Raw genomic sequence first — 23092 nt, forward strand, 5'->3', positions numbered from 1 at the left:
ATGGTATGGGAGTAACGGATAAGATGAGTAAATACATTCATAAAACCATGGTTGCTTTAGGTGTTACTGCTGGATTGATGGCTGGAGGGATGACGAGTAGTGTTGCTGCAACGGTACCTGCTGGTGTTGAGCTTGCGCAGAAACAAACACTCGTTCGTAATAATGGCTCTGAACCTCAATCTCTTGATCCACATAAAATTGAAGGTGTTCCGGAATCCGCTTTAGCTCGTGATCTTTTTGAAGGTCTAACGATCGTTGGACCAAATGGTGAAATTTTGCCTGGCTCGGCAGTCAGCTGGGAAAATAAAGATTTTAAAGAATGGACTTTTAAAATTCGTGAGGGAGCTAAATGGTCAAATGGAGATCCCGTAACGGCCCACGATTTTGTCTATAGTTTCCAACGTCTTGTTGACCCTGATACCGCTTCTCCTTATGCAAGCTATTTACAGTATGCGCACTTGAAAAATGTAGATGACATTATTGTTGGTAAGAAAAAACCAGAAGAACTCGGTGTTAAAGCATTAGATGACCATACCCTTGTTCTCGAATTGAGTGAAGCAGTACCGTATATCCCTAAACTTTTGATCCATTCATCAATGTCACCAGTAAACAAAAAAGTGATTGAAAAATATGGTGCAAAATGGACTCAACCACAAAACTTTGTGGGGAATGGGGCTTATAAATTAAAAGACTGGACAGTCAATGAACGCATTGTCCTTGAGCGTAGCCCGAGCTATTGGGATAATGCTAATACCATTATCGACCAAGTCACTTACCTGCCAATTTCCTCTGAAGTTACCGATGTTAACCGTTACCGTAGCGGTGAAATCGACATGACTTACAGTAATTTACCCATTGAGCAATTTAAAACGCTGCAAAAAAATATGCCAGATGAGCTACGGGTAAATCCTTATCTGTGTATCTATTACTATGAAATTAACAACGAAAAGCCACCCTTTAATGATCCTCGTGTAAGGGAAGCATTAAAACTTTCTATGGATAGAGACGTCATTACTTATAAAGTGAAAGCTCAAGGCGATATCCCTGCTTATGGGTTTACACCACCATTTACCAACGGCATGAAAACGGAAAAGCCAGATTGGTATGCGAATATGACGCAAGAGCAGCGCAACGAAAAAGCGAAACAGCTGCTCGAAGAAGCGGGTTACAACAAAGCAAATCCATTGAAGTTTAATTTATTGTATAACACCTCTGATTTACATAAGCGTATTGCGATTGCCGCTTCCTCAATGTGGAAGAAAAACATTGGCGCAGAAGTCAAATTAGAAAACCAAGAGTGGAAAACTTTCTTAGATAGCCGACATCAAGGCGCTTATGATGTTGCTCGTGCTGGTTGGTGTGCAGACTATAACGAACCTTCTTCTTTCCTCAATATGCTACTGTCCCATAGTAGTAATAATACTGTTCATTATAAGAATAAAGACTTCGATGCTACGATGAAGCAGACGTTGCAAGTGAAAACGGATGAAGAACGTGCCGATCTCTATGATAAAGCTGAAAAAATCTTAGATAAAGATTCCGCTGTTGTGCCATTGTACTACTATGTAAACACGCGTTTAGTTAAACCGTATGTGGGGGGTTATACAGGTAAAGACCCTCTCGATAACCTTCATACTAAAGACCTTTATATTATTAAGCACTAACAATAACAGTCCGGCTCTGAGGAGCCGGACAACAATGTGATGATTGGTCCGGCTAAGCAACAGATGTAGGGAAGGGCAATGTTAAAATTTATTATACGTCGCTTACTAGAAGCGATTCCGACACTTTTTATTCTTATTACGATTTCATTTTTTATGATGCGGTTAGCACCAGGCAGCCCTTTCACGGGAGAACGTAAACTACCGCCTGAAGTTATGGCGAATATAGAAGCGAAATATCACTTAAATGACCCGATGTATAAGCAATATTTCAACTATTTAGTGCAATTATCTAAAGGTGATTTTGGCCCATCATTTAAATATAAAGACTATAGTGTTAACGACTTAGTCGCGAAAGCATTTCCTGTCTCTGCAAAATTAGGGGCTACTGCCTTTATCGTTGCCGTATTCTTTGGTGTGTCTGCTGGCGTTATTGCCGCATTAAATCAAAATAGTAAATGGGACTTTACGGTCATGGGGTTTGCCATGACGGGGGTTGTCATCCCCAGCTTTGTAGTGGCACCGCTATTGGTGCTGATTTTCGCCATTCATTTGAAATGGCTCCCTGGTGGTGGCTGGGACGGCGGTAATATCAAACACATGATATTACCGATGGTGGCATTATCGCTAGCCTATATTGCAAGCATCTCACGTATTACACGTGGCTCAATGATAGAGATTATGCACTCAAACTTCATTCGTACTGCGCGCGCAAAAGGCTTACCACTTCGTACTATCATCTTACGTCATGCATTGAAACCTGCTTTGCTTCCTGTGCTTTCGTATATGGGGCCTGCATTTGTGGGGATTATCACAGGTTCAATGGTGATAGAAACGATTTTTGGTTTACCAGGCATTGGGCAATTATTTGTTAATGGTGCATTGAACCGTGACTATTCATTGGTTCTTAGTCTAACAATTTTAGTCGGTGTATTGACCATTGCCTTTAATGCGATTGTCGATGTGTTATACGCTGTTATCGACCCGAAAATTCGTTATTAATCCGGAGAAGACACTGTGTTATTGAATCAAAAGAATAGTGAAGCTCTGGAAAAACTTTCGGAGCAATTAGATATTGAAGGGCGTAGTTTGTGGCAGGATGCACGACGTCGATTTATGCATAACCGTGCTGCAATATTTAGCCTGTTTGTCCTATTTTTGATTACGTTATTTGTGATTTTTGCACCGATGTTATCCCCCTTTTTATATGATGATACGGACTGGGAAATGATGTCGATGCCGCCAGATATGGCGAGTGGGCACTATTTTGGTACCGATGCTTCTGGTCGAGATCTTTTAGTTAGGGTCGCTATCGGTGGGCGTATCTCTCTGATGGTTGGAGTCGCTGCTGCACTTGTGGCTGTTATTGTGGGCACACTTTATGGCTCTCTGGCTGGCTATGTTGGTGGAAAAGTAGACTCCTTTATGATGCGTTTATTGGAGATCTTAAACTCATTTCCATTTATGTTCTTTGTGATTTTGCTAGTGACATTATTTGGCACGAATATCTTATTGATATTTGTCGCTATTGGTATGGTTTCTTGGTTGGATATGGCGCGTATCGTGCGTGGGCAAACTTTAGGGCTGAAACGAAAAGAATTTATTGAGGCCGCTTTAGTTTGTGGTGTGAGCACTCGCCACATTATTTTACGCCATATTGTTCCTAACGTATTAGGTGTTGTTGTCGTGTATGCATCATTACTCGTGCCAAGCATGATCTTATTTGAATCGTTTTTAAGCTTTCTCGGGTTAGGTACTCAAGAGCCGTTGAGTAGTTGGGGCGCATTATTAAGTGATGGTGCTAATTCTATGGAAGTGACGCCATGGTTATTATTGATCCCAGCGTGTTTTCTTGTTGTCACACTATTTTGTTTTAACTTTATCGGCGATGGTTTACGTGATGCCCTCGACCCGAAAGACCGCTAGAGGGAATGACTATGTCTGAAATTAAATCATCTAACCCTCTACTGAGAGTTAAAGATCTCAACGTCACTTTTTCAACGCCAGATGGTGATGTAACAGCCGTTAATAAACTGAATTTTGAATTACGAGCCGGTGAAACCTTAGGTATTGTGGGAGAATCAGGTTCAGGAAAATCCCAAACGGCTTTCGCTCTCATGGGGTTGTTAGCCCGTAATGGCAAAATAGGTGGCTCGGCCATATTTAATGGTCGTGAAATCCTTAATTTAAAAGAAAAGGATTTGAATAGGATGCGAGCAGAAGAGATTTCGATTATCTTCCAAGATCCTATGACGTCATTAAATCCTTACTTAAAAATTGGAACACAATTATCTGAAGTGCTAATGCTGCATAAAGGTATGGGGAAACAGGAAGCTTTTGAAGAGTCCGTACGTATGCTCGATGCAGTAAAAATGCCAGAAGCCCGTAAAAGAATGAATATGTATCCTCATGAATTTTCTGGTGGGATGCGTCAACGTGTCATGATCGCCATGGCATTATTGTGTCAGCCTAAATTATTGATAGCGGATGAACCGACAACGGCATTAGATGTTACGGTTCAAGCGCAGATCATGACGTTATTAAATGAACTGAAACAAGAGTTTGATACAGCCATTATTTTGATCACTCATGACTTAGGCGTGGTTGCTGGGGTGTGTGACAAAGTTCTGGTGATGTATGCAGGGCGTACCATGGAATACGGCACAGCGCGCGATATTTTTTATCATCCTTCTCATCCCTATTCGTTGGGATTACTTGCAGCAGTACCGCGTTTGGATGGTGATGATGAAAGCCTCGCAACCATACCTGGTAACCCGCCTAATTTGTTGCGCCTGCCAAAAGGCTGCCCATTTTCTCCGCGCTGCCAATATGCGAATGAACAATGTATTGAACATGAGCCTGAGCTGAGCGTCTTTTCAACGGATCGTTTGAGAGCTTGCTTTAAGCCAGTGGAGGAGTTGGTATGACACAGCATGAAAATAGACCCGTTTTGCTCGAAGTTAATGATTTAAAAGTTCATTTTGCTATTCGAGACAAAAAACAATGGTTCTGGCAGCCTGATAAAAGTTTAAAGGCGGTTGATGGTGTGACACTGCGCTTATATGAAGGTGAAACACTGGGTGTCGTGGGGGAATCTGGGTGTGGAAAGTCCACTTTTGCTCGCGCTATTATTGGGTTAGTGAAATCATCGGGAGGCACCGTCAGTTGGTTAGGACGTGATTTACTAGGGTTAAATGAAAAACAGTGGCGAGATGTACGTAACGACATTCAAATGATTTTCCAAGACCCTTTAGCGTCACTAAATCCGCGTATGACAATCGGTGATATCATCGCTGAACCGTTGAAAACCTATAATCCAAAGATGCGTCAATCTGAAGTGACGGAAAAAGTCAGAAAAATGATGATGCGAGTAGGGTTATTACCCAATTTAATCAACCGTTATCCTCACGAGTTTTCTGGTGGACAATGTCAGCGTATTGGGATTGCAAGAGCACTGATCCTTGAACCCAAACTCGTTATTTGTGATGAACCAGTATCTGCACTTGATGTGTCCATTCAAGCACAGGTGGTTAATTTATTGCAAGAATTGCAAAGGGAAATGGGCTTATCCTTGATCTTTATTGCTCATGATTTGGCCGTCGTAAAGCATATTTCTGACCGGGTATTAGTGATGTATTTAGGTAATGCGGTTGAGTTGGGAACCTATGATGAGGTGTATAACAATCCTCTTCATCCTTATACGAAAGCCTTGATGTCAGCAGTGCCTGTTCCTGATCCGGATAAAGAGAAAAATAAAGCGATAGAGTTATTGGAAGGGGAATTACCTTCTCCCATTAATCCACCGTCGGGTTGTGTGTTTAGAACTCGTTGCCCATTAGCTGATGAAGGTTGTGCGAAAACGAAGCCTTTGTTAGAGGGAAGTTTTAAACATGCGGTATCTTGTTTAAAGGTTGATCCACTTTAACGATGAAATTTAAAAGGGCCGTTAGGCCCTTTTTTTAATGCGTATTTTATGCGAAAGCCGTATCAATATTGATCAACGCTTCCATAAAATATGGTGGAAGGGAACGGCTGGATTACGGCTAATCAAAACTCGAGCAAAGATATCGTTAATATCTTCATCTGCGGATTGCGCTAAGCCAATAATCACTTCGCTAAAATTTTCTAAATTAAATTCAGGTTGAATAATGCTTTGCCAATGCGAAGTCAGTGGCACAATTTCAGCAGCGCCACACTCTTCAAATTGCAGGGCAAAAATCACCTGATCAGCAGGCTCTAGGTTTGTCATAGCGCCTTCTAGGAACAAGTCATAGGCTATTTCAATGATTTCATCCTCATCGATAAGTTGTACAGTTAGTGGCTTAGTCATGACAGTTCCTAAAGTTAAATAAATTACAATAACGGGCTAAAGAAGTAGCATAAACGTTCAACAACGCGATTCCAGAATGGTCGTTGTTCCCATTCCTCGATTTCGAGTCGTGTAGAACGGGCGATATAATCATACTGTACCATCGTTAGGTCGCTACCAAAGTTTTTATCATCGATCACAACGGTGATTTCAAAATTCAGCCATAAACTCCGCATATCCAAGTTGACCGAGCCTACGAGGCTAAGCTCTCCATCAACTAGAACACTTTTCGTGTGCAAGAGTCCATCTTCAAATTGATAAATTTTGACGCCGGCTTCTAACAACTCAGAATAAAATGAACGGCTTGCCCAACGAACAAGAAACGAGTCATTTTGCCTTGGCATCACAATACTGACATCGACTCCACGCATTGCTGCGGTGCAAATAGCGTGTAATAAATCATCACTAGGAACGAAATAAGGCGTAGTCATTATGAGCTGTTTACGAGCGGAGAAAATCGCCGTCATTAATGATTGTTGAATCAACTCGTCAGGGAAACCTGGACCAGAAGCAATCATTTGCGTGGTATGACCGTTAGCTTGTTCAAATGGCATAATATTGGTGTCTGGTGGCGGTGGCAAAATACGTTGTCCCGTCTCCATTTCCCAATCAAACGCATAAACAATACCTAACGTGGTACTGACAGGGCCTTCCATACGTACCAAAATATCGACCCATTCACCCACACCAGCATCCTGCTTGAAATAGCGTGGGTCAACCATATTCATACTTCCGGTATAAGAGATATAGTTATCGATCACCACAATTTTACGGTGTTGACGTAAATCCATGCGGCGCAAGAAAAAACGCATTAGATTTACTTTTAATGATTCAACAAATTCAATTCCAGCAGCCCGCATTTTGGCGGGGTAATCGCTACGGAAAAAATGCCAACTACCCGCAGAGTCCACCATAATGCGGCATCTTACACCACGTTTAGCCGCGTTGAGTAAGGCTTCGGTAACGCCATCGACTAATCCACCGGGTTGCCAGATATAAAATACCATTTCAATAGAATGCTGTGCATTGTTGATATCGTTGACGATAGATTTAAGGGATTCTTCACAAGTAGTCAGGAGCTGAATGCGATTCCCTTTAACGCCAGCAATACCTTGGCGTTTTTCACACAACTGAAAAAGTGGCTCGGCGACAGGGCTATTTTCAGTGGCAAAAATATGTTTTGAATGACGCAAGTTTTCAAGCCAAGTCGCGACAGATGGCCACATTTGCTGTGCTTTATCAACACGCCGTTTCCCCAAATGGAGCTCGCCGAATGCAATATAGGCGATAATACCGACTAATGGCAGAATATAGATAATTAATAACCATGTCATCGCTGAGGTGACAGGGCGTCGTTTCACAAGAATTCGAACGGTAATTGCTGCAATTATTAACCAATATAAGAAAAACAATAACCAGCTCAATAGCGTATACACGGTTGCCATAATCGATTACATGCCTCACAAAATAGGAGAGTGTAAAAATAGTCAAAAAATGAAATAGACCTTATAAAATAAAAACTGATGTTAATCCTAATAGAATTTAGCAAAAAGTCATCTTAAAAGCTTTGCTAAATCTTATAGATTAATAATGAAAAAACAATTTATTCTCTTGATAGTTATCTTTTGATATCAAATTCATGCAGAGTTGAAATATTTTACCAATTTTAAGGTTATTCTTGGCTAGCGCGACTAAAGGTCTATAATATTTTACCAATTTCACTCGTAGTTAAATTCAGTAATCAAAAGGATAAAAAAATGAGACGTAGTAGGCATGAAGTGGGTCGCTGGCGGATGTTAAGACAATCCTTAAGACGCCGTCGACGCTGGCTTGAAGGGCATTCAAGGCGCAATATGCATATCTACTCAATCAGAAAATTTGATATCTATAAACGCCGCCGTTCCTTACTATTTACCCAGTGGAGTGAGTAAAAAGAGTAGGGCTCAGTCTCACAATTTTCACTTTGAATGACAAACCTTATTGAATATGATTGCTATTTGCATTTAAACTATCGGTCATATTCTTTAGGTTGAAAGTCGTAGGGTAGAAAATTCGTATGCGTTGGATCCGTTGGCCTCTTATTATTATCATTTCGTTGTCTATTCATGCAGGGCTTGCTATGGCATGGATTTTCAATCAGCCGAAGACAGCAACCGTGGTGGAGCCTATGACGATAGCCATGGTTGCATTTGAGTCGGATGAACCCGCGGTCGAGCCTGCCGCCGCTCAACCGGAACCAACGCCACAACCTGAACCAGAACCTGAGCCAGAACCAGAACCTATTGTTGAACCTGAACCCGTTGTTGAACCGGCTATCGCATTAGAAAAGAAACCTGAAGTTAAGAAAAAGCCAAAGCCTAAAAAAGAAGAAAAACGTGAAGTTAAGAAAGAGGCGAAGCCAGTTGAAAAACAGCTAGCAAACAATGATTTAAAACCGCTATCTAACTTGAATGCCGCGGCGCCTAAATCAACGGCGAATGTCACTGCAAACAACAAAGGGGCAACGAGCTCTCAATCTACCAGTCAACGTGGACCTAAAGCTATCCGTAAACAGGCTCCTTCTTACCCAGAACGTGCTCGCCGTTTAGGTAAAGATGGTTACGTTAAGGTTCGCTATGACATTGATGCTGATGGGCGTGTTACCAATATTGAGTTTGTAGAAGCAACGCCAAAAGGTTTATTTGAACGTGACGTAAAACGCGCGATGAATCGTTGGACATTCGAAAAATTGCCTGCAAAAGGTTATGTGACGGAAATATATTTCAAAATTGATGGCACAGTAAGCCAAGTGTAAAGCCGTTTTGTTAAACGATAGAGAAAATAAAACGCCCCCATAAACGGCTAAATAGGTTTTGGGGGCGTTATTGATTGGTCAGGTACTCGAATTGATATGCAAAGTTACTCAGTGCTCTCTAACTGAAAATATTGTTTTTCCTGAGGTAGTTGACGAGGCGAATTATCATCATTAACAGCCACATAGGTGAAGACGGCATCTGTTGCTCGATAACGATGACCCACTGGCTCTGTCGCCACTTTTTTTACCCATACTTCAATATTAATGGTAATGGAGCTTTTACCTGTTTTTAAACAACGCGCATAGCAGCAAACCACATCACCAACGGCGACAGGTTTTTGAAATTTAATGCCATTTACGGCAACAGTGACAACGCGCCCAAGTGCAATTTCTTTTGCTAAAATTGCACCGCCAATATCCATTTGAGACATTAACCAGCCACCAAAAATATCACCATTTGCATTTGTATCTGCTGGCATGGCTAAAGTACGTAAGACTAATTCCCCGTTTGGTAATTGCATATCAAACTCTTTATCAAAATATAGAAATATTTAAACCCATTCTCATCATAAACTAGAATGAGCGTATCCGTCACGATGAATCATGAACTGATACGCTTATTGCTGTTAAAAGCGTCAAAAGATAACTGGAATGTGTTATCAATAGCTTTTTATAAGGCAATAAAAGCAAATAAATAGACTAAAAATATGCAAAGAAACTGCAAGAAGTGTTTTTTATATTTCATATTGAGACTTGACTGTCTACAATGGCAAAATATTTGCTAAAGTTGGGTCGTAAACTCTAGGGAGATAATATGAGATTGATATTGGCAATTTTATTACCTTGGTTACAGTTTTTTACTATCGGTCGCCCATTCGCCGGCATTATTTGCCTCATTCTACAAATTACGTTAATTGGTTGGCTTCCTGCCGCAATTTGGTCAGTGTATGCCTTATCCCAATACAATACAGATAAGAAAATAGATCAGGCTCTCGGAAGAGGTCGTTAAAAATAAAAAAACCTGCAAATGCAGGTTTTCTTTTTTTTTATTCGTAATCGCGTAACTAATCTATTACTTTTCTTGTTCGATGGGTTCTTTCGACATGTTTTTGTAAATATAAATAACACTGAGGACAGTAAAAATTAACGTTCCCGCGGTTAAACCAAACACTTTAAAATTCATCCAAGTATCCAGCGATAACCAAAACGCGATATAGATATTTAATGCCGCACAGACAATAAAGAAAATAGCCCATGCGCTATTTAATTTAACCCAATGACTATCTTGTAACTTAATTTCTTGATTACTACCTAACATACGCTGAATTAATGGTTTTTTAGTGAACCATTGGCTGATCAGTAATGCCAAAGCAAATAATGCATAAATAATGGTTACTTTCCATTTGATAAAGGCGTCACTGTGGAAAATCAAGGTGAGGGAAGCAAACACCATCACCAGTATACAAGTGATTTTTGCGACTTTTTCGACGTGTTTATAAATCAGGTATGTTGCGAGTAATGCTAAAGGGGTTGCTACCAGTAACGCACCGCTGGCATAAAAAATATCATAACTTTTATAGACAATAAAAAATATCACCAAAGGGATAAAATCAATAAGTTGTTTCATAACAGTGAGTACCACAGCCTCGCATAAAGATAATGGGGTAGTTTAACCGATTTTTAGATGAGTTGTTAAGAATTTGCTTCTTTTTACCAATAAACACGCTTTGTTACCAATCATATTTGCATTATTTTACGGTTATTTGAGATAAGTGATAGATAATCTTTGATACTTCAGATATATATAGTATCTATAATAATTTAACTCATTAATTTTTAGAGAGTTTTCTGACAATGATAAAGGCGCGACTGTTTGTCTGGATGCCCGGCTTAGAAACGTTATTTCATTATCGTTTTGCTGACTTAGGACCTGATGTTAAAGCGGGTTTATCGGTTGCAGCAGTCGCTTTGCCTGTCGCAATTGCTTATGCTGAACTGATGGGAATCAATGCCATTATCGGTTTATATGCATGCATTTTCCCAATGATTTTTTATGCATTATTTGGCACATCAAAACAATTGATTATCGGCCCTGACGCTGCAACTTGTGCGGTGATTGCCGCTGCGGTTAGCCCTTTGGCGATGGGGGATGAAGCAACGCGATGGCAATTGATTATTGTTATGAGTCTCATGACGGGAATGTGGTGTTTGATTGCGGCTCGGTTTAGGTTAGGCACGTTTGCTGATTTTTTATCGCGACCAATTTTACAAGGGCTGTTAAATGGTGTTGCTATTACTATTATTGTCAGCCAAATCGGTAAAGTTTTTGGTATCGTCGATTTGCCGAGTGGTTTTATTGAGCGCTTAGTCGCTTTTCCAACCGCATTATTGGCTACCCATATTCCCACTTTGTTGATGTCAGTTATGACATTCATCATTATCATTACAATAAAAAAAATACGTAGCATGTGGCCATCATTATTGATTGCGATGATCTTTGCTACATTCGTCAGTTATGTTTTCGACATTGAAAAATATGGAATTAGTGTGGTGGGGGATTTGGGGGAAGGGCTTCCTTTCATTCCTATGCCGCAATTTAACCCAGGATTGATGCGTGATTTAATTACCCCTTCTTTAAACTTGGCTGTCATAAGCTTTGTGAGTTTTATGATGACAGCGAGAAGTTTCGCCAGTAAAAATGGCTATAGCATCGACGCTGATCAAGAATTACGCGCTTTAGGTATGGCCAATATTGCGTCAGCATTCTCTCAAGGATTTGCGGTTAGTGCGGCCAGTAGTCGTACCGCGGTAAATGATATGATGGGGGGGAAAACTCAGCTGGTCTCGATTGTTGCTGCTGTCGCGATTGCAATGGTGCTGCTTTTTTCTGTCGATTTATTGGAATATATACCGATGCCTGCATTGGGTGTGGTGTTAATTGTTTCGACGTGGTCATTGCTCAGTATTCGTAATATAGGGTCGATGCGCAAACGCAATAAGCAAGCCTTTACTCTGAGTATCTTTACACTCGGTGCGGTATTAGTTGCTGGGCTGATAAATGGTGTTGGCTTAGCGGTTTTGCTTGGATTATTACAGTTTATTCGCGTTATTTTCCGTCCAACAGACCAACTGTTAGGGGTTGATGACCAAGGGATGCTACATTCAATTTCTAAAGATAATGGCGTTCAACCTGTTGAAGGTGTGTTGATCTATCGGTTTAACTCACCATTGACCTATTTTAACGTTAATTATTTTAAAGAACGTTTAAATAAACATTTGGATAATCAGCCCAAACGTCCAGCATGGGTGATCGTTGATGCCGCTGTTAGCTTCACTCATAACGATGTAAGCGTTTTTTCTGCGTTAAATGATATCGTGACGGCGTTAAAAGCAAAAGGGGTAACACTGGTACTGGCGGGGCGTAGAACATCAATCAACAGCTGGTTGGAGAAGAATAAAATTAATCGTTCAGACGATGACCTGTTGGTTGTACCTGATATCTATTTTGCTATTCGTCTGATCCAAAGTAAGCAACAGAAGCAGCTAAAAGAGCTGGAATCACCCGATCCCGAATAACGCCGAGATATTGATTAGCGTTAATGATGCTAGGCTATAAAATCAAACGGCACCTTAATGAGAGAACATTTAAGGTGCCGTTGAGCGTCATTTTTAATCAGTAATGATTACTTTTGAGTGATCAGCATATATAACCGATAAAAATACAACAACGCGAAAGCAGCAATGATGTTGTTGATGAAAAAGGACAACCCATTAGCAACGATGTGATTGAGTTGGAGTTTGTTAATTAATATGCTGACGAGCATTTGCGATGCCATCCAAATCAGAACCATCGGTAATACCACTCGCCAGTTGGCATAGGCCATTTTCCAACTTTTCCCCATTGCGCTAAAGGGATTAACATTTTCACTCATGAGTACCGCGGGGGCTAATGAGAAGCCAATAGCCAGCACTATCCCTGGGATCAGCATAATAGTGATGCCGAGTTGCACCAGCAAAGAGCAGACAACTAACAGCAAAAACATAGAAGGCGCTTTAGGTAAAGATGCTGATAACGCTTGAGTTGCGGTGATGTCTTCGCCACGGGATAACCCCGCAATATAGGATAAAACACCGCAAATCAAGATTAGGCTACCAAAGGTAACCGATAGGATAAGACCAAAAGAAACGCGTAAGATACTGCTTTTATCTTCTTCCGAAAGGTCTTGTACCCAATTTTGTAAGCCTGAATTTCCTGAATCAATTAATTGTGCCTGTGCATTATACAAAACGGCAAGCATATGGGCATTTGGTACCATTATTGCGTAAATCACAACACTGACAACCGTTGCTAACAGCACAATTGTGAATAGGCCACCCAACTGATTCTTGAAAAAATTCACACTATCATTGATGAGTGAGTTGGCCGAAATGGACATGTAACTGCTCCTATCTACAAAAACGGGACAAAATTTTAGGTGATTGTAACCGAGTATCTAACGTATAGGTAGAGAAAGTTCAGATAAGACGAGGGGTGAGCAAAAAAGGATAAATGCGGATTGTTATTTCATGAAGGACTATTGTTATCTTAAATAGATCTAACTCTACATAAGATGCATTTAAAATATAATTTATATCTTTTGAATAAAATAACAAAAGCGAGGGATCAATTCTTATTTTAAACGTATACCTGACAAAAATTGATTTAAATCAAAATTAAAAAATTTATAAATGAAATAATAAATTCAACGTAGTCAGATTAGGTCATTTTTATTAAAAGATGTGATCTTGATTTGAACATTAAATAAAATTAAACGGTATATTTTATACCAAAATAAAAACACAGGAATGGGATTAATAATGAAAAAACTCACTGCGCTTGTCTTAGCTGCTGCAACTCTTGCACCAGCAGCTTCATTTGCTCATGAAGCTGGCGATTTTATTTTCCGTGCGGGTACTGCAACTGTTCGTCCAAATGCAGGATCTGAAGATGTATTAAATCTTGGTCACTTTAATGCGAATAATAATACTCAATTAGGTCTGACATTCAGCTACATGGTGACAGATAATATTGGTGTGGAATTATTAGCTGCGACACCATTTGAGCATAAAGTTAGTTTAGGTGAATTAGGTAATATTGCGACAGTCCATCATTTACCACCAACATTAATGGCGCAATATTATTTTGGTAGCAAAGAAGATAAATTACGCCCATACCTAGGTGCGGGTCTTAACTATACCTTCTTCTTTGATGAGAAATTCAATTCAGGTGCTAAACAGCTTGGTTTGAGCGACCTAGACCTATCAAGCTCATGGGGCTTTGCTGCACAAGCAGGTATGGACTACATGCTAACGGATAATTGGATGTTGAACGCTTCAGTTTGGTGGATGGATATCGACACTGACGTTAAATTCAAATTCCAAGGTGAGCAACATAAAATTGATACTCGCTTAGACCCATTTGTATTTATGTTTGGTGCGGGTTACCGTTTCTAATCAATTTGTATTGAAGACCTTAGATAATAGGTAAAAAATTAACTCTAATGGATGAGAGTGTCATCGTAAATCCGAGAATCTATATTCTCGGATTTTTTTATTAAGAAATAATATATCCGAAAAATAATCGCTGAGTTTTTATAAATTATCTGTCAGGAAATAATAAAGCCACATCTTTTAACAATAATTAAACATGCGCGTAACTCATTGCGTTATAATAAATGGCAGTGATCATTTTATTGAGATATATAAAATTAATTTAGGCTATCAATATCAGCCCAAATTGAGCTGATATTGATAAAATTGACAGGTAACCGTTTAGCGGATTTTCATTGAATCAATCACAGACTGAACGCCTTTGACCTTTTTCGTTGTTTCAATCGCTTTATTAGCGTCAGCTCTTGAATCAACAAAACCACTTAATTGCACTCGGCCTTTAAAGGTTTCAACACTAATTTGTGTTGATTTTAAATCCTTCTCAGCCAGTAGCGCTGATTTTACTTTAGTTGTAATGACGGTATCATCAATATAACCACCGGTACCTTCAGATTTGTCTGTTGGTGCGCAGGCCGCGAGTGTGAAAGCCATAAAGATAGCGACAAATAATGCACTAACGGATTTGAATAATTTCATCCTTTTATCTCCTAACGTTTCAAACTACAAAATACGTTGATTGTTAAGTCATCCAGCAAAAATTTATCAGAGACTATAGATCATGGTGTATCACTGATAGTTTTAGTATCAGTAGAAAGCGAAAAAAATTCAACTTAAAGAAGAAAATAGTGGGTATAAAATAGATAGGGTAGACAGATTGCCATATAAGATATGGGCAATCTGTCGTTATGGTTACAGGTTATTTTTGTGTAGCTGCTTTCATTTTTCTCACAAATTGAGTTAATTCAGCTAGCATGATATCTGGGCGTTGCAGATTATTCTCAATAATTTTCACAACAGCAGAACCTGAAATCGCTCCCGCAGCGCCATTGGCAATAGCTTCACTGACTTGTGCTGGTTCAGAGATACCAAACCCTTGTAGAGCAGGGGCTGCCTGATATTGGCTTAATTGACTAATGAGGTTAGTCAATGGTATTTCAGCACGTTTTTCTGTCCCAGTGACACCAGCACGGGATAATAGATACGTATAACCTTCGCTATACTCCCCAATTTGCTTAATTAATGCTTCATCAGCATTGGGTGGGCAGATGAAAATGGGGGCAATACCGTGAGCAATTGCAGATTGACGAAATGGTGTTGATTCTCGCATAGGTACATCTGCAACTAATACAGAATCTACGCCAGCTTGCTGGCAACGCGAATAAAAATGATCAATGCCATTACTGAACACTAAATTAGCATAAACTAATAAGCCAATTGGCATGTCAGGATGTGTTTGTCTAATACGAGCTAAAAGTTCAAAACATAGCGTTGGTGTAATATCACTTTTAAATGCCCTTAAGTTGGCATTTTGAATGGTAGGCCCATCAGCAAGTGGATCCGAAAATGGAATACCAATTTCTAAGGCATCTGCGCCACCAGCAATTAAAGCATCAATAATTTTCAGCGAAAGTTCAGCGTCAGGATCACCTAATGTGACGAATGGAACGAATGCACCTTGGTTTACACTGCTCAAACGCTTAAAAAGTTGTGTATAGCGTTCCATTAGATTTCTCCCTTGCTTTTTAAAATATCGTGTACTGTAAAAATATCTTTATCGCCACGGCCCGATAGATTAACGATCAACAATTGCTCTTTATTTGGCTCTTGTTCAGCCAGCTTCAGGGCATAAGCGAGCGCATGAGATGATTCTAGCGCGGGGATGATCCCTTCTTTGCGAGATAACAGTTTAAAAGCCGTTAAGGCTTCATCGTCAGTAATAGAGACATAATCTGCTCGGCCAATACTATTCAAATGCGCATGCTGAGGGCCGACAGAAGGGAAATCCAGTCCTGCTGAAATTGAGTAAGACTCTTCGATTTGTCCTTCGTCAGTTTGCATCATGGGGGATTTCATTCCAAAGTAGATCCCAACACGGCCATGTTTAAGTGGGGCACCATGTTGACCGGTTTCTATCCCCAATCCGGCAGGTTCCACACCGATTAAACGGACATTTTCTTCTGGAATAAATGAAGCAAATAGACCAATCGCATTTGAACCACCGCCAATACAGGCGATGACGGCATCGGGTAAACGGCCTTCTTTTTCCAAAATTTGTTGTTTCGCTTCATCACCAATCATGCGTTGGAAATCGCGTACAATTGTTGGATATGGGTGTGGACCCGCTGCCGTTCCCAACAGATAATGCGCTTTGTCATAACTGCCAGACCAGTCTCTAAGCGCTTCATTACACGCATCTTTTAATGTCGCTGAACCACTGTGTACAGGAATGACTTCTGCGCCCATTAATTTCATGCGAAAGACGTTAGGTGATTGGCGTTCTACATCTTTTGCCCCCATATAAATACGGCATTTCATATTAAGTAATGCGCAAGCGAGTGCTGTCGCTACACCATGCTGACCCGCGCCTGTTTCAGCGATAATCTCGGTTTTGCCCATTCTTTTAGCTAATAACGCTTGGCCTAATACTTGGTTGGTTTTATGTGCACCACCGTGTAGCAAGTCTTCACGCTTAAGGTAAAGCTTTGTTTTAGTACCGTCGGTTAAGTTTCGGCAGAGTGTGAGCGCCGTTGGTCGACCCGCATAGTTTTTGAGTAAGTCATGAAACTCTTTTATAAATTGAGGATCGTTTTGTGCGTCAATAAATGCATCTTCAAGCTGATTAAGCGCAGGGATTAAAATCTCTGGAACATATTGTCCACCAAATTCACCGAAGTAGGGATCTAATTTACTCATTTTATTATTCATCTCTTTATGTCATGCGACTTAATTAGGGTTCAGTTTAGGGCGTTGAAGCCAAATATAATGCCAATCAATGGGGCATTAGCTGGCTAAACAACTGAAAACTTGTTTGATCTTTGTCTCGCTTTTGATACCAGGTTCAACTTCGACACCGGAGTTAAAATCAAGGCCATTGCATAATAGTGTTGCCGCTTGTCGACAATTGTCAGCGTTTAATCCGCCGGCAACCATAACGCGGAACGGACTATGACTAGGTATTTTTTCCCAATCAAAGGTGTGTCCGCTGCCACCAGCGCCATTATCGAGAACGAGTAGGTCAATGGGTTGTCCTTCAAACTGACTAAAGTCAGGTTGCGACATGTTGACCGCTTTCCAAATTTCACAATGTTTAGGTAAGATAGCGCGCAGATTTTGCACATAGTCGATATCTTCATTGCCATGCAGTTGTACCGCGGAGAGTGCGAGTTGTTCTACCATGTGGGCAATAAAATCAGTAGATTGATCACGAAATACACCGACATATTGTAGAGGTACAGTATGGACAATCTGTTTTGCTTGTGACAGTGTCACTTTTCTCGGGGAGCTTTCAGCAAAAATCAGTCCTCCGTATGTTGCGCCAGCTGTGAGGGCGGCTTTAGCATCTTGGCCTCGAGTAAGTCCACAGACTTTATGTTCACCGATTAATAATTTTTGTAATCCTTTGTCGATATCCGCTTGTTCCATCAATGCACTGCCAATTAGAAAACCATTTACGTACTGGCTTAAGGCTTGAATATGTTGATGACGGTGAATACCTGACTCACTGATGATAATCGTCTCTTTTGGTAAACGTGGTGCGAGTTGACGCGTTCGGTTTAAATCTATCGAGAGGTCACGTAAATCACGGTTGTTAATACCGACAACGTGTGCTTTTAGCTTTATGGCGCGTTGTAATTCTTCTTCATTACTGACTTCGGTTAATACACCCATATTTAATTGGTGTGCGACGTCAGCGAGTGCAATATATTCCTCATCATTGACGACGGAGAGCATTAATAAGATAGCATCTGCCTGATAATACCGCGCAAGGTAAATTTGGTAAGGGTCGACAATGAAATCCTTACATAAAACCGGTTGTTTAACGGTATTGCTAACGATGGTCAGGTACGCCATATCACCTTGGAAGTACTTCTCATCGGTTAAGACAGAAATCGCGGAAGCATAGGGGGCATATATGTTGGCAATCACTGCCGGATCAAAGTCTTCTCTGATTAATCCTTTTGATGGCGATGCTTTTTTACATTCAAGTATGAAAGCCGGTTTTTTTGCTGATAAGGCTTCATAGAAACTGCGGCTAGCAGGGGTGACTTGACCAATGAAGCTATCCAAAGGCTGTTTAGCTTTGCGCGCCGCTAAATACGTTAGCTTATCATTAACAATTTTTTGTAATACAGTCGCTTTCATTTTATTGGTTCCTTGACGCTAGAGCAGTAACACGATCATACGCGGCACCACTACGAATAATATTTAGAGCATGTTCGCTATTGGCCTTGAGGTCTTCAAAGCCATTAATACGCATTAGCATGGCAACATTCGCTGCAACGGCGGCTTCGTGGGCTGGTTTTCCGTGACCCTGTAACAAATTGCTCAACAAAATCCGATTTTCATCGGGCGTTCCACCTTCTAGGTCAGACAGCTGATACGGTTGCAAACCAAAATCACTGGCAGTGAGCTGATAAAAAGATAAAGTTCCTTGATTGAGCTCTGCAACTTGAGTTGTTGCATGAAGAGAGACTTCATCCATTCCTCCACTGTGTACCACAGCTGCACGTGTAAAACCAAGCATTTGTAGCGTTTTTGCTACAGGTTCAACCAATGTTTCTTGATACACACCAATTAAGGCAATAGGTGGGCGTGCAGGATTAATCAGTGGCCCCAGTACATTGAATAAAGTTCGTGTTTTTAGTTGGGTACGTACAGGCGCCGCATGGCGAAAACCACTGTGATATTGTGGGGCAAATAAGAAACACACGCCTAATTCATCTAGTGCATCGCGCGCGCTTTGGGCACTTAAATCCAATGAAATACCAAAAGCAGCGAGTAAATCCGAAGAGCCTGAGCGGCTAGATACACTACGGTTGCCATGCTTAGCCACTTTAATACCCGCTTGTGCGGCAACAAAAGCACTGGCTGTAGAGATATTGATACTATTTGCACCATCACCTCCTGTACCGACAATATCGCTGAAGGGGTAATCAGGACGTGGAAAAGGTTGCGCATTTTCTAGGCAAGCCAATGCTGCACCAGCAATCTCTTCTGGTTGTTCACCACGCATTTTCATGCTGACTAATACACCGGCTAATTGCGCCTCAGTTAATTCACCGCGAATGATGGCATTAAATAATTGTTGGCTTTCTTGTTGTGTCAGCGCTTGGGCACGGAATAATTTATCGAAAATAGTTTGCATAATAGGTTCTCTCTTCCCTGGTTATAACGATGGTGTGATTGAGCAAGTTGGTGTTGAAAGAGCCCATGCCACGGTTTTTTCCAGTAAAATGGCACCTTCAGTGGTTAAAATAGATTCCGGATGAAATTGAAAACCACAAACACGGTCATGATCATTACGTACAGCCATCACCATGCCATTCGACTGTGCACAAATTGTTAATTTTTCAGGGATTTGACTACCCACTAATGAATGATAGCGAGCGACAGGAATTGGATTATCAAGTCCGCTAAACATCGCCTGTTGGTCATGTGTTGCCATAGACGATTTACCATGCAGAATTTCCCCAGCGGCAGAAACATGGCCACCATAAGCTTCGATAATCGCTTGATGACCTAAACAGATACCAATAATAGGTAACTTACCGATAACCTGTTGTAGAACGTCAGGCATACAGCCCGCATCACTGGGTTTACCCGGACCGGGAGAGAGCACGAGTAATGGCGATTCCATCTTATTGAGAACGGATAAAATATGTTCTGAACTCACCGTGTTACGATAAATAACGACTTGATGACCACCAGAGCGGAGTTGATCGACAAGGTTGTAAGTAAAAGAATCAACATTATCGAGTAATAGTATGTTAGCCATTAGAACAACTCCTCTGCTTGGTGGGCTTGGGCAATCGCGCGAATAACAGCACGAGCTTTATTACGTGTTTCATCAGCTTCACTTTGTGGTGATGAATCAAGTACTACACCACCTCCGGCTTGTACGGTAGCAATACCATTTTCGACATAAGCAGAACGGATGACGATGCAAGTATCAAAATCGCCTTTACCGGTAAAGTAACCAACCGCGCCACCATAAGAACCGCGGCGCTCTTGCTCATATTCCGCGATTAATTGCATCGCTCTGACTTTAGGCGCCCCCGTCAGTGTGCCCATGTTCATACACGCTTGATAAGCATGAAAGATATCGAGGTCATCACGTAGCGTACCGACAACTTGCGAAACAAGGTGCATGACGTATGAGTAACGATCCACTTTGGTTAAATTCGCCACATAACGGCTACCTGGGGTACAGATACGCGCGAGGTCATTACGTGCTAAGTCCACGAGCATAAAATGTTCGGCTAATTCTTTATGATCAGTTCGCATTGACAGTTCAATACGACTATCAAGGTCTAAATCAATCTTACCTGAAGCATCGCGACCGCGAGGACGCGTGCCAGCGATGGGGTAGATTTCGACCTTACGGCTACTCGCATTGTATTTCAGCGCACTTTCGGGTGAGGCTCCGAATAGCGAAAAATCATTGTCTTGCATAAAAAACATATAAGGACTCGGGTTCTGTGCTTTCAGTTTTTGATATGCGATTAATGGGTAAGGGCAAGGCATTGAAAATTTACGTGATGGTACAACTTGAAATATATCACCACGATAAATCGCTTCTTTCATCGCATTGACCACAGCACCGTATTGCTCATCACTTTTATTGGTTTTTACGCTGAATTTTTCCGCCTCACCTAATGGTAGAGGGGATAAAAATGGACGGCATGCGGCAATGATTTGGTTATGTCGTTGCGTCACCGTTTGAATATGTTCATCAACAGTTGAAAAAAGACAACTTTTTAGGCGAGCAGCCTGATTTTGATGGTCGATCACTAAATAGTGTTCAGCGACAAAGAAGCAGTAATCTGGGCAACGATTGATATTTTTCACTTCTGGCAGTGATTCAAAACTGGCGATCAAGTCATAAGCAAATAGCCCACCGACAAATAAATTGTCACTTTGGTGTGAATTAGCCTGTGCCAGTGTTGGTAGCAAACGTAATACATCTAAGCATGATGGGCTTTTTAAACGACTGTCTTCATCGAGATCACTGCTAGGCTGCTTAAAGGAGACGGTCAAATGTTGGGCGGATAATTCACAATGTTGTGCTTTATCTGCTAAGTGTGTTGCGAGCACAGGGAGTAATTGGCAGCCATTATCGGTGAGTGCGTCGATTTCTACACGTTGACCAAACGCTCGAATGCGTAGAGCACTGTCAACAATCAGCAAGCTTTGTAAGTTTGCTTTACTATTGATTTCGGCCGATTCTAATAGCATCGTCGCCGGTGTATCCTGACACAGATGATGAAATAGCAATGTAGGGTCTTGCTGGTAGTTAATTGGGCTATCCAGAAAACTAAAATGTGGTAATGTTGTGTTTTGGTTATTCATTTTATTGCCTTTTATATTGTTTTTAGACATAAAAAAACCCGCTGATAAAGGCGGGTTTGGCACTAAGGCATATCAAATTTATGCGTGTGCGACTTCCGCCCAATTTGGGAAGTTACGCCACCAACGATTTGATAAATTAATGATAGCCATAAGTGCCTCTCTGGATAATCAAACTAATATCGGCTAGCAAGCCGTCCTGTGTACTAGTAAACTGGATCGCATTGATTGTGTCAAGCTGTTTATTATTTATATTTAGGAAAAATATCCAGAAATTGGAAAAAAGGAGAAAAACACCTTATGTCACAATTTTCGAGTCCATTAATTACTCGGTATGATTTACATTGCCATACGAATGCCTCCGATGGTGATTTATCCCCAAGTGACGTGATTGAGCGTGCGATTGATATGGGAATTGATGTGCTGTCCATCACCGATCACGATACATGTGAAGGGGTTATTGAGGCGCGTGAATACCTTGAACAAACACAACGGCCTCTAACACTCATTAATGGCGTTGAAATTTCAACGCTATGGGAAAATATTGAGATTCATATTGTTGGGTTAAATTTTTCACCTACTGCGCCGTCAATGGTTCAATTATTAAAGCAACAGTCTCAGCTACGTTTAGAACGCGGGATCGAAATGGGTCGGCGTTTACAAAAAGAGGGCATACCGGACGCATGGGAAAATGCATTGCAAATTGCAACAGGTGGGCAGGTGACCAGAGCGCATTTTGCACAGTATTTAGTGAAAATAGGCAAAGAAAAAAATATTAATAATGTCTTTAAACGCTATTTATCAAAAGGGAAGATAGGGTATGTTCCGGCCAAATGGTGCAGTATTGATGATGCAGTGAATGCCATTCATCAATCAGGAGGCGTTGCAGTACTCGCTCATCCATCGAAATATCAACTATCCAATAAATGGATCAAACGGTTAGTTGCCTATTTTAAGCAGTCTCAAGGGGATGCGATGGAAGTATCTCATTGCCAACAACCCGCAAACGAGAAGCAATATTTAGCGGAATTGGCTCTATTAAATGATTTAAAAACCTCTGTGGGGTCAGATTTTCATCGCCCTTGTTCATGGATAGAGTTAGGTCGTAACCTTTGGTTGCCGGATGACCAACAGGCTGTCTGGACCCTATGGAATGAGGTGAAAACAGCATAAACCGTTGATGTATAATAAATACGGTGTAAAATATACGCATTATACTTAAGTGGATTCAGGTTAAGTTGCTTATTTTCTATCGCGATAGAGAGAAAAATT

General features: G+C 40.9%; 21 protein-coding genes, 1 pseudogene and 1 other annotated feature. Of the genes and pseudogenes, 11 read left to right on the forward strand and 11 right to left on the reverse strand.

The genetic code is table 11. The annotated features are described in order from the left end of the window. Nucleotides 1-23: 23 nt before the first annotated feature. The 5 genes from oppA (at nucleotide 24) to oppF (ending at nucleotide 5586) form a co-directional block, all read left to right on the forward strand. Complete coding sequence (gene oppA, locus P2E05_RS09510) at nucleotides 24-1664, forward strand: oligopeptide ABC transporter substrate-binding protein OppA (protein WP_154623667.1); 1641 nt, start codon at nucleotides 24-26, stop codon at nucleotides 1662-1664. A 78-nt stretch (nucleotides 1665-1742) separates the two neighbouring features. After that, on the forward strand, nucleotides 1743-2663 hold the full coding sequence (gene oppB / locus P2E05_RS09515) for an oligopeptide ABC transporter permease OppB (RefSeq protein WP_154623666.1): 921 nt from the start codon (nucleotides 1743-1745) through the stop codon (nucleotides 2661-2663). Nucleotides 2664-2678: 15 nt separating this feature from the next. After that, nucleotides 2679-3587 carry an oligopeptide ABC transporter permease OppC gene (gene oppC, locus P2E05_RS09520; protein ID WP_163861540.1) on the forward strand — a complete coding sequence of 303 codons (909 nt, stop codon included), beginning with the start codon at nucleotides 2679-2681 and terminating at the stop codon, nucleotides 3585-3587. Between the two features lie 11 nt (nucleotides 3588-3598). Beyond that, nucleotides 3599-4588: an ABC transporter ATP-binding protein gene (locus P2E05_RS09525; protein WP_154623665.1), complete on the forward strand. Its 990-nt coding sequence runs from the start codon at nucleotides 3599-3601 to the stop codon at nucleotides 4586-4588. Continuing rightward, nucleotides 4585-5586, forward strand: a complete 1002-nt coding sequence (oppF, locus tag P2E05_RS09530) for a murein tripeptide/oligopeptide ABC transporter ATP binding protein OppF (protein ID WP_163861546.1) — start codon at nucleotides 4585-4587, stop codon at nucleotides 5584-5586. The genes P2E05_RS09525 and oppF overlap by 4 nt, the downstream gene beginning before the upstream one ends. A gap of 72 nt (nucleotides 5587-5658) precedes the next feature. On the opposite strand, the gene P2E05_RS09535 is transcribed toward oppF, so the two are convergent. Both P2E05_RS09535 and cls read right to left on the reverse strand, forming a co-directional pair. After that, nucleotides 5659-5991: an HI1450 family dsDNA-mimic protein gene (locus P2E05_RS09535; RefSeq protein WP_154623663.1), complete on the reverse strand. Its 333-nt coding sequence runs from the start codon at nucleotides 5989-5991 to the stop codon at nucleotides 5659-5661. A 23-nt stretch (nucleotides 5992-6014) separates the two neighbouring features. Further along, nucleotides 6015-7475: a cardiolipin synthase gene (cls, locus tag P2E05_RS09540; RefSeq protein WP_154623662.1), complete on the reverse strand. Its 1461-nt coding sequence runs from the start codon at nucleotides 7473-7475 to the stop codon at nucleotides 6015-6017. A gap of 312 nt (nucleotides 7476-7787) precedes the next feature. Here cls and P2E05_RS09545 point away from each other — a divergent pair, with 312 nt between their 5' ends. After that, nucleotides 7788-7961, forward strand: a complete 174-nt coding sequence (locus P2E05_RS09545; RefSeq protein ID WP_154624651.1) for a YciY family protein — start codon at nucleotides 7788-7790, stop codon at nucleotides 7959-7961. Nucleotides 7962-8086: 125 nt separating this feature from the next. Then, nucleotides 8087-8824, forward strand: a complete 738-nt coding sequence (locus P2E05_RS09550; protein WP_154624650.1) for a TonB family protein — start codon at nucleotides 8087-8089, stop codon at nucleotides 8822-8824. A gap of 104 nt (nucleotides 8825-8928) precedes the next feature. Here P2E05_RS09550 and yciA read toward each other — a convergent pair whose 3' ends face one another. Further along, on the reverse strand, nucleotides 8929-9345 hold the full coding sequence (yciA, locus tag P2E05_RS09555; RefSeq protein WP_154624649.1) for an acyl-CoA thioester hydrolase YciA: 417 nt from the start codon (nucleotides 9343-9345) through the stop codon (nucleotides 8929-8931). Between the two features lie 293 nt (nucleotides 9346-9638). On the opposite strand from yciA, the gene P2E05_RS09560 reads away from it, so the two are divergent. After that, nucleotides 9639-9833 (forward strand): YqaE/Pmp3 family membrane protein, encoded by a 195-nt coding sequence (locus P2E05_RS09560; protein WP_154624648.1) that lies wholly within the window; start codon nucleotides 9639-9641, stop codon nucleotides 9831-9833. Nucleotides 9834-9896: 63 nt separating this feature from the next. Here P2E05_RS09560 and P2E05_RS09565 read toward each other — a convergent pair whose 3' ends face one another. Then, nucleotides 9897-10451: a septation protein A gene (locus P2E05_RS09565; protein ID WP_163861549.1), complete on the reverse strand. Its 555-nt coding sequence runs from the start codon at nucleotides 10449-10451 to the stop codon at nucleotides 9897-9899. Nucleotides 10452-10678: 227 nt separating this feature from the next. On the opposite strand from P2E05_RS09565, the gene P2E05_RS09570 reads away from it, so the two are divergent. Beyond that, nucleotides 10679-12400, forward strand: coding sequence for a SulP family inorganic anion transporter (locus tag P2E05_RS09570; protein WP_247047247.1), 1722 nt, complete (start codon nucleotides 10679-10681; stop codon nucleotides 12398-12400). A gap of 107 nt (nucleotides 12401-12507) precedes the next feature. On the opposite strand, the gene P2E05_RS09575 is transcribed toward P2E05_RS09570, so the two are convergent. Beyond that, nucleotides 12508-13260: a YciC family protein gene (locus P2E05_RS09575; protein ID WP_154624646.1), complete on the reverse strand. Its 753-nt coding sequence runs from the start codon at nucleotides 13258-13260 to the stop codon at nucleotides 12508-12510. A 421-nt stretch (nucleotides 13261-13681) separates the two neighbouring features. Between P2E05_RS09575 and ompW the strand changes: the two genes are divergently transcribed. After that, complete coding sequence (ompW, locus tag P2E05_RS09580) at nucleotides 13682-14317, forward strand: outer membrane protein OmpW (protein ID WP_154635701.1); 636 nt, start codon at nucleotides 13682-13684, stop codon at nucleotides 14315-14317. A 318-nt stretch (nucleotides 14318-14635) separates the two neighbouring features. Here the strand turns inward: ompW and P2E05_RS09585 are convergent, their stop codons facing one another. From P2E05_RS09585 to P2E05_RS09610, 6 genes and pseudogenes are all read right to left on the reverse strand, one after another. Beyond that, nucleotides 14636-14950 carry a BON domain-containing protein gene (locus tag P2E05_RS09585; protein WP_154624934.1) on the reverse strand — a complete coding sequence of 105 codons (315 nt, stop codon included), beginning with the start codon at nucleotides 14948-14950 and terminating at the stop codon, nucleotides 14636-14638. A gap of 220 nt (nucleotides 14951-15170) precedes the next feature. After that, nucleotides 15171-15977: a tryptophan synthase subunit alpha gene (gene trpA / locus P2E05_RS09590; RefSeq protein WP_154624935.1), complete on the reverse strand. Its 807-nt coding sequence runs from the start codon at nucleotides 15975-15977 to the stop codon at nucleotides 15171-15173. After that, entirely contained in the window at nucleotides 15977-17167 is a 1191-nt protein-coding gene (gene trpB / locus P2E05_RS09595) for a tryptophan synthase subunit beta (RefSeq protein ID WP_154624936.1), read from the reverse strand. The genes trpA and trpB overlap by 1 nt, the downstream gene beginning before the upstream one ends. An 87-nt stretch (nucleotides 17168-17254) precedes the next feature. Beyond that, the gene (trpCF, locus tag P2E05_RS09600) at nucleotides 17255-18616 is read right to left on the reverse strand and encodes a bifunctional indole-3-glycerol-phosphate synthase TrpC/phosphoribosylanthranilate isomerase TrpF (protein WP_163861555.1); all 1362 of its coding nucleotides are present in this window, start codon (nucleotides 18614-18616) and stop codon (nucleotides 17255-17257) included. A 1-nt stretch (nucleotide 18617) separates the two neighbouring features. After that, nucleotides 18618-20249, reverse strand: a pseudogene (trpD, locus tag P2E05_RS09605) (bifunctional anthranilate synthase glutamate amidotransferase component TrpG/anthranilate phosphoribosyltransferase TrpD). Further along, the gene (locus P2E05_RS09610) at nucleotides 20249-21823 is read right to left on the reverse strand and encodes an anthranilate synthase component 1 (RefSeq protein WP_154624949.1); all 1575 of its coding nucleotides are present in this window, start codon (nucleotides 21821-21823) and stop codon (nucleotides 20249-20251) included. The pseudogene trpD and the gene P2E05_RS09610 overlap by 1 nt, the downstream one beginning before the upstream one ends. A gap of 28 nt (nucleotides 21824-21851) precedes the next feature. Then, nucleotides 21852-21952: a sequence feature (Trp leader region), on the reverse strand. 168 nt (nucleotides 21953-22120) lie between these two features. On the opposite strand from P2E05_RS09610, the gene rnm reads away from it, so the two are divergent. Then, nucleotides 22121-22993: an RNase RNM gene (rnm, locus tag P2E05_RS09615; protein ID WP_272657938.1), complete on the forward strand. Its 873-nt coding sequence runs from the start codon at nucleotides 22121-22123 to the stop codon at nucleotides 22991-22993. Nucleotides 22994-23092 lie beyond the last annotated feature (99 nt).

It is taken from the genome of Providencia stuartii, assembly GCF_029277985.1.
Taxonomy (GTDB): Bacteria; Pseudomonadota; Gammaproteobacteria; order Enterobacterales; family Enterobacteriaceae; genus Providencia; species Providencia zhejiangensis.

Coding starts and splice junctions, on each gene's coding strand:
- oppA (WP_154623667.1), top strand. CDS start 24: ATGAGTAAATACATTCATAAAACCATGGTTGCTTTAGGTGTTACTGCT.
- oppB (WP_154623666.1), top strand. CDS start 1,743: ATGTTAAAATTTATTATACGTCGCTTACTAGAAGCGATTCCGACACTT.
- P2E05_RS09525 (WP_154623665.1), top strand. CDS start 3,599: ATGTCTGAAATTAAATCATCTAACCCTCTACTGAGAGTTAAAGATCTC.
- oppF (WP_163861546.1), top strand. CDS start 4,585: ATGACACAGCATGAAAATAGACCCGTTTTGCTCGAAGTTAATGATTTA.
- P2E05_RS09535 (WP_154623663.1), bottom strand. CDS start 5,991: ATGACTAAGCCACTAACTGTACAACTTATCGATGAGGATGAAATCATT.
- cls (WP_154623662.1), bottom strand. CDS start 7,475: ATGGCAACCGTGTATACGCTATTGAGCTGGTTATTGTTTTTCTTATAT.
- P2E05_RS09545 (WP_154624651.1), top strand. CDS start 7,788: ATGAGACGTAGTAGGCATGAAGTGGGTCGCTGGCGGATGTTAAGACAA.
- P2E05_RS09550 (WP_154624650.1), top strand. CDS start 8,087: ATGCGTTGGATCCGTTGGCCTCTTATTATTATCATTTCGTTGTCTATT.
- yciA (WP_154624649.1), bottom strand. CDS start 9,345: ATGCAATTACCAAACGGGGAATTAGTCTTACGTACTTTAGCCATGCCA.
- P2E05_RS09560 (WP_154624648.1), top strand. CDS start 9,639: ATGAGATTGATATTGGCAATTTTATTACCTTGGTTACAGTTTTTTACT.
- P2E05_RS09565 (WP_163861549.1), bottom strand. CDS start 10,451: ATGAAACAACTTATTGATTTTATCCCTTTGGTGATATTTTTTATTGTC.
- P2E05_RS09570 (WP_247047247.1), top strand. CDS start 10,679: ATGATAAAGGCGCGACTGTTTGTCTGGATGCCCGGCTTAGAAACGTTA.
- P2E05_RS09575 (WP_154624646.1), bottom strand. CDS start 13,260: ATGTCCATTTCGGCCAACTCACTCATCAATGATAGTGTGAATTTTTTC.
- ompW (WP_154635701.1), top strand. CDS start 13,682: ATGAAAAAACTCACTGCGCTTGTCTTAGCTGCTGCAACTCTTGCACCA.
- P2E05_RS09585 (WP_154624934.1), bottom strand. CDS start 14,950: ATGAAATTATTCAAATCCGTTAGTGCATTATTTGTCGCTATCTTTATG.
- trpA (WP_154624935.1), bottom strand. CDS start 15,977: ATGGAACGCTATACACAACTTTTTAAGCGTTTGAGCAGTGTAAACCAA.
- trpB (WP_154624936.1), bottom strand. CDS start 17,167: ATGAGTAAATTAGATCCCTACTTCGGTGAATTTGGTGGACAATATGTT.
- trpCF (WP_163861555.1), bottom strand. CDS start 18,616: ATGAAAGCGACTGTATTACAAAAAATTGTTAATGATAAGCTAACGTAT.
- P2E05_RS09610 (WP_154624949.1), bottom strand. CDS start 21,823: ATGAATAACCAAAACACAACATTACCACATTTTAGTTTTCTGGATAGC.
- rnm (WP_272657938.1), top strand. CDS start 22,121: ATGTCACAATTTTCGAGTCCATTAATTACTCGGTATGATTTACATTGC.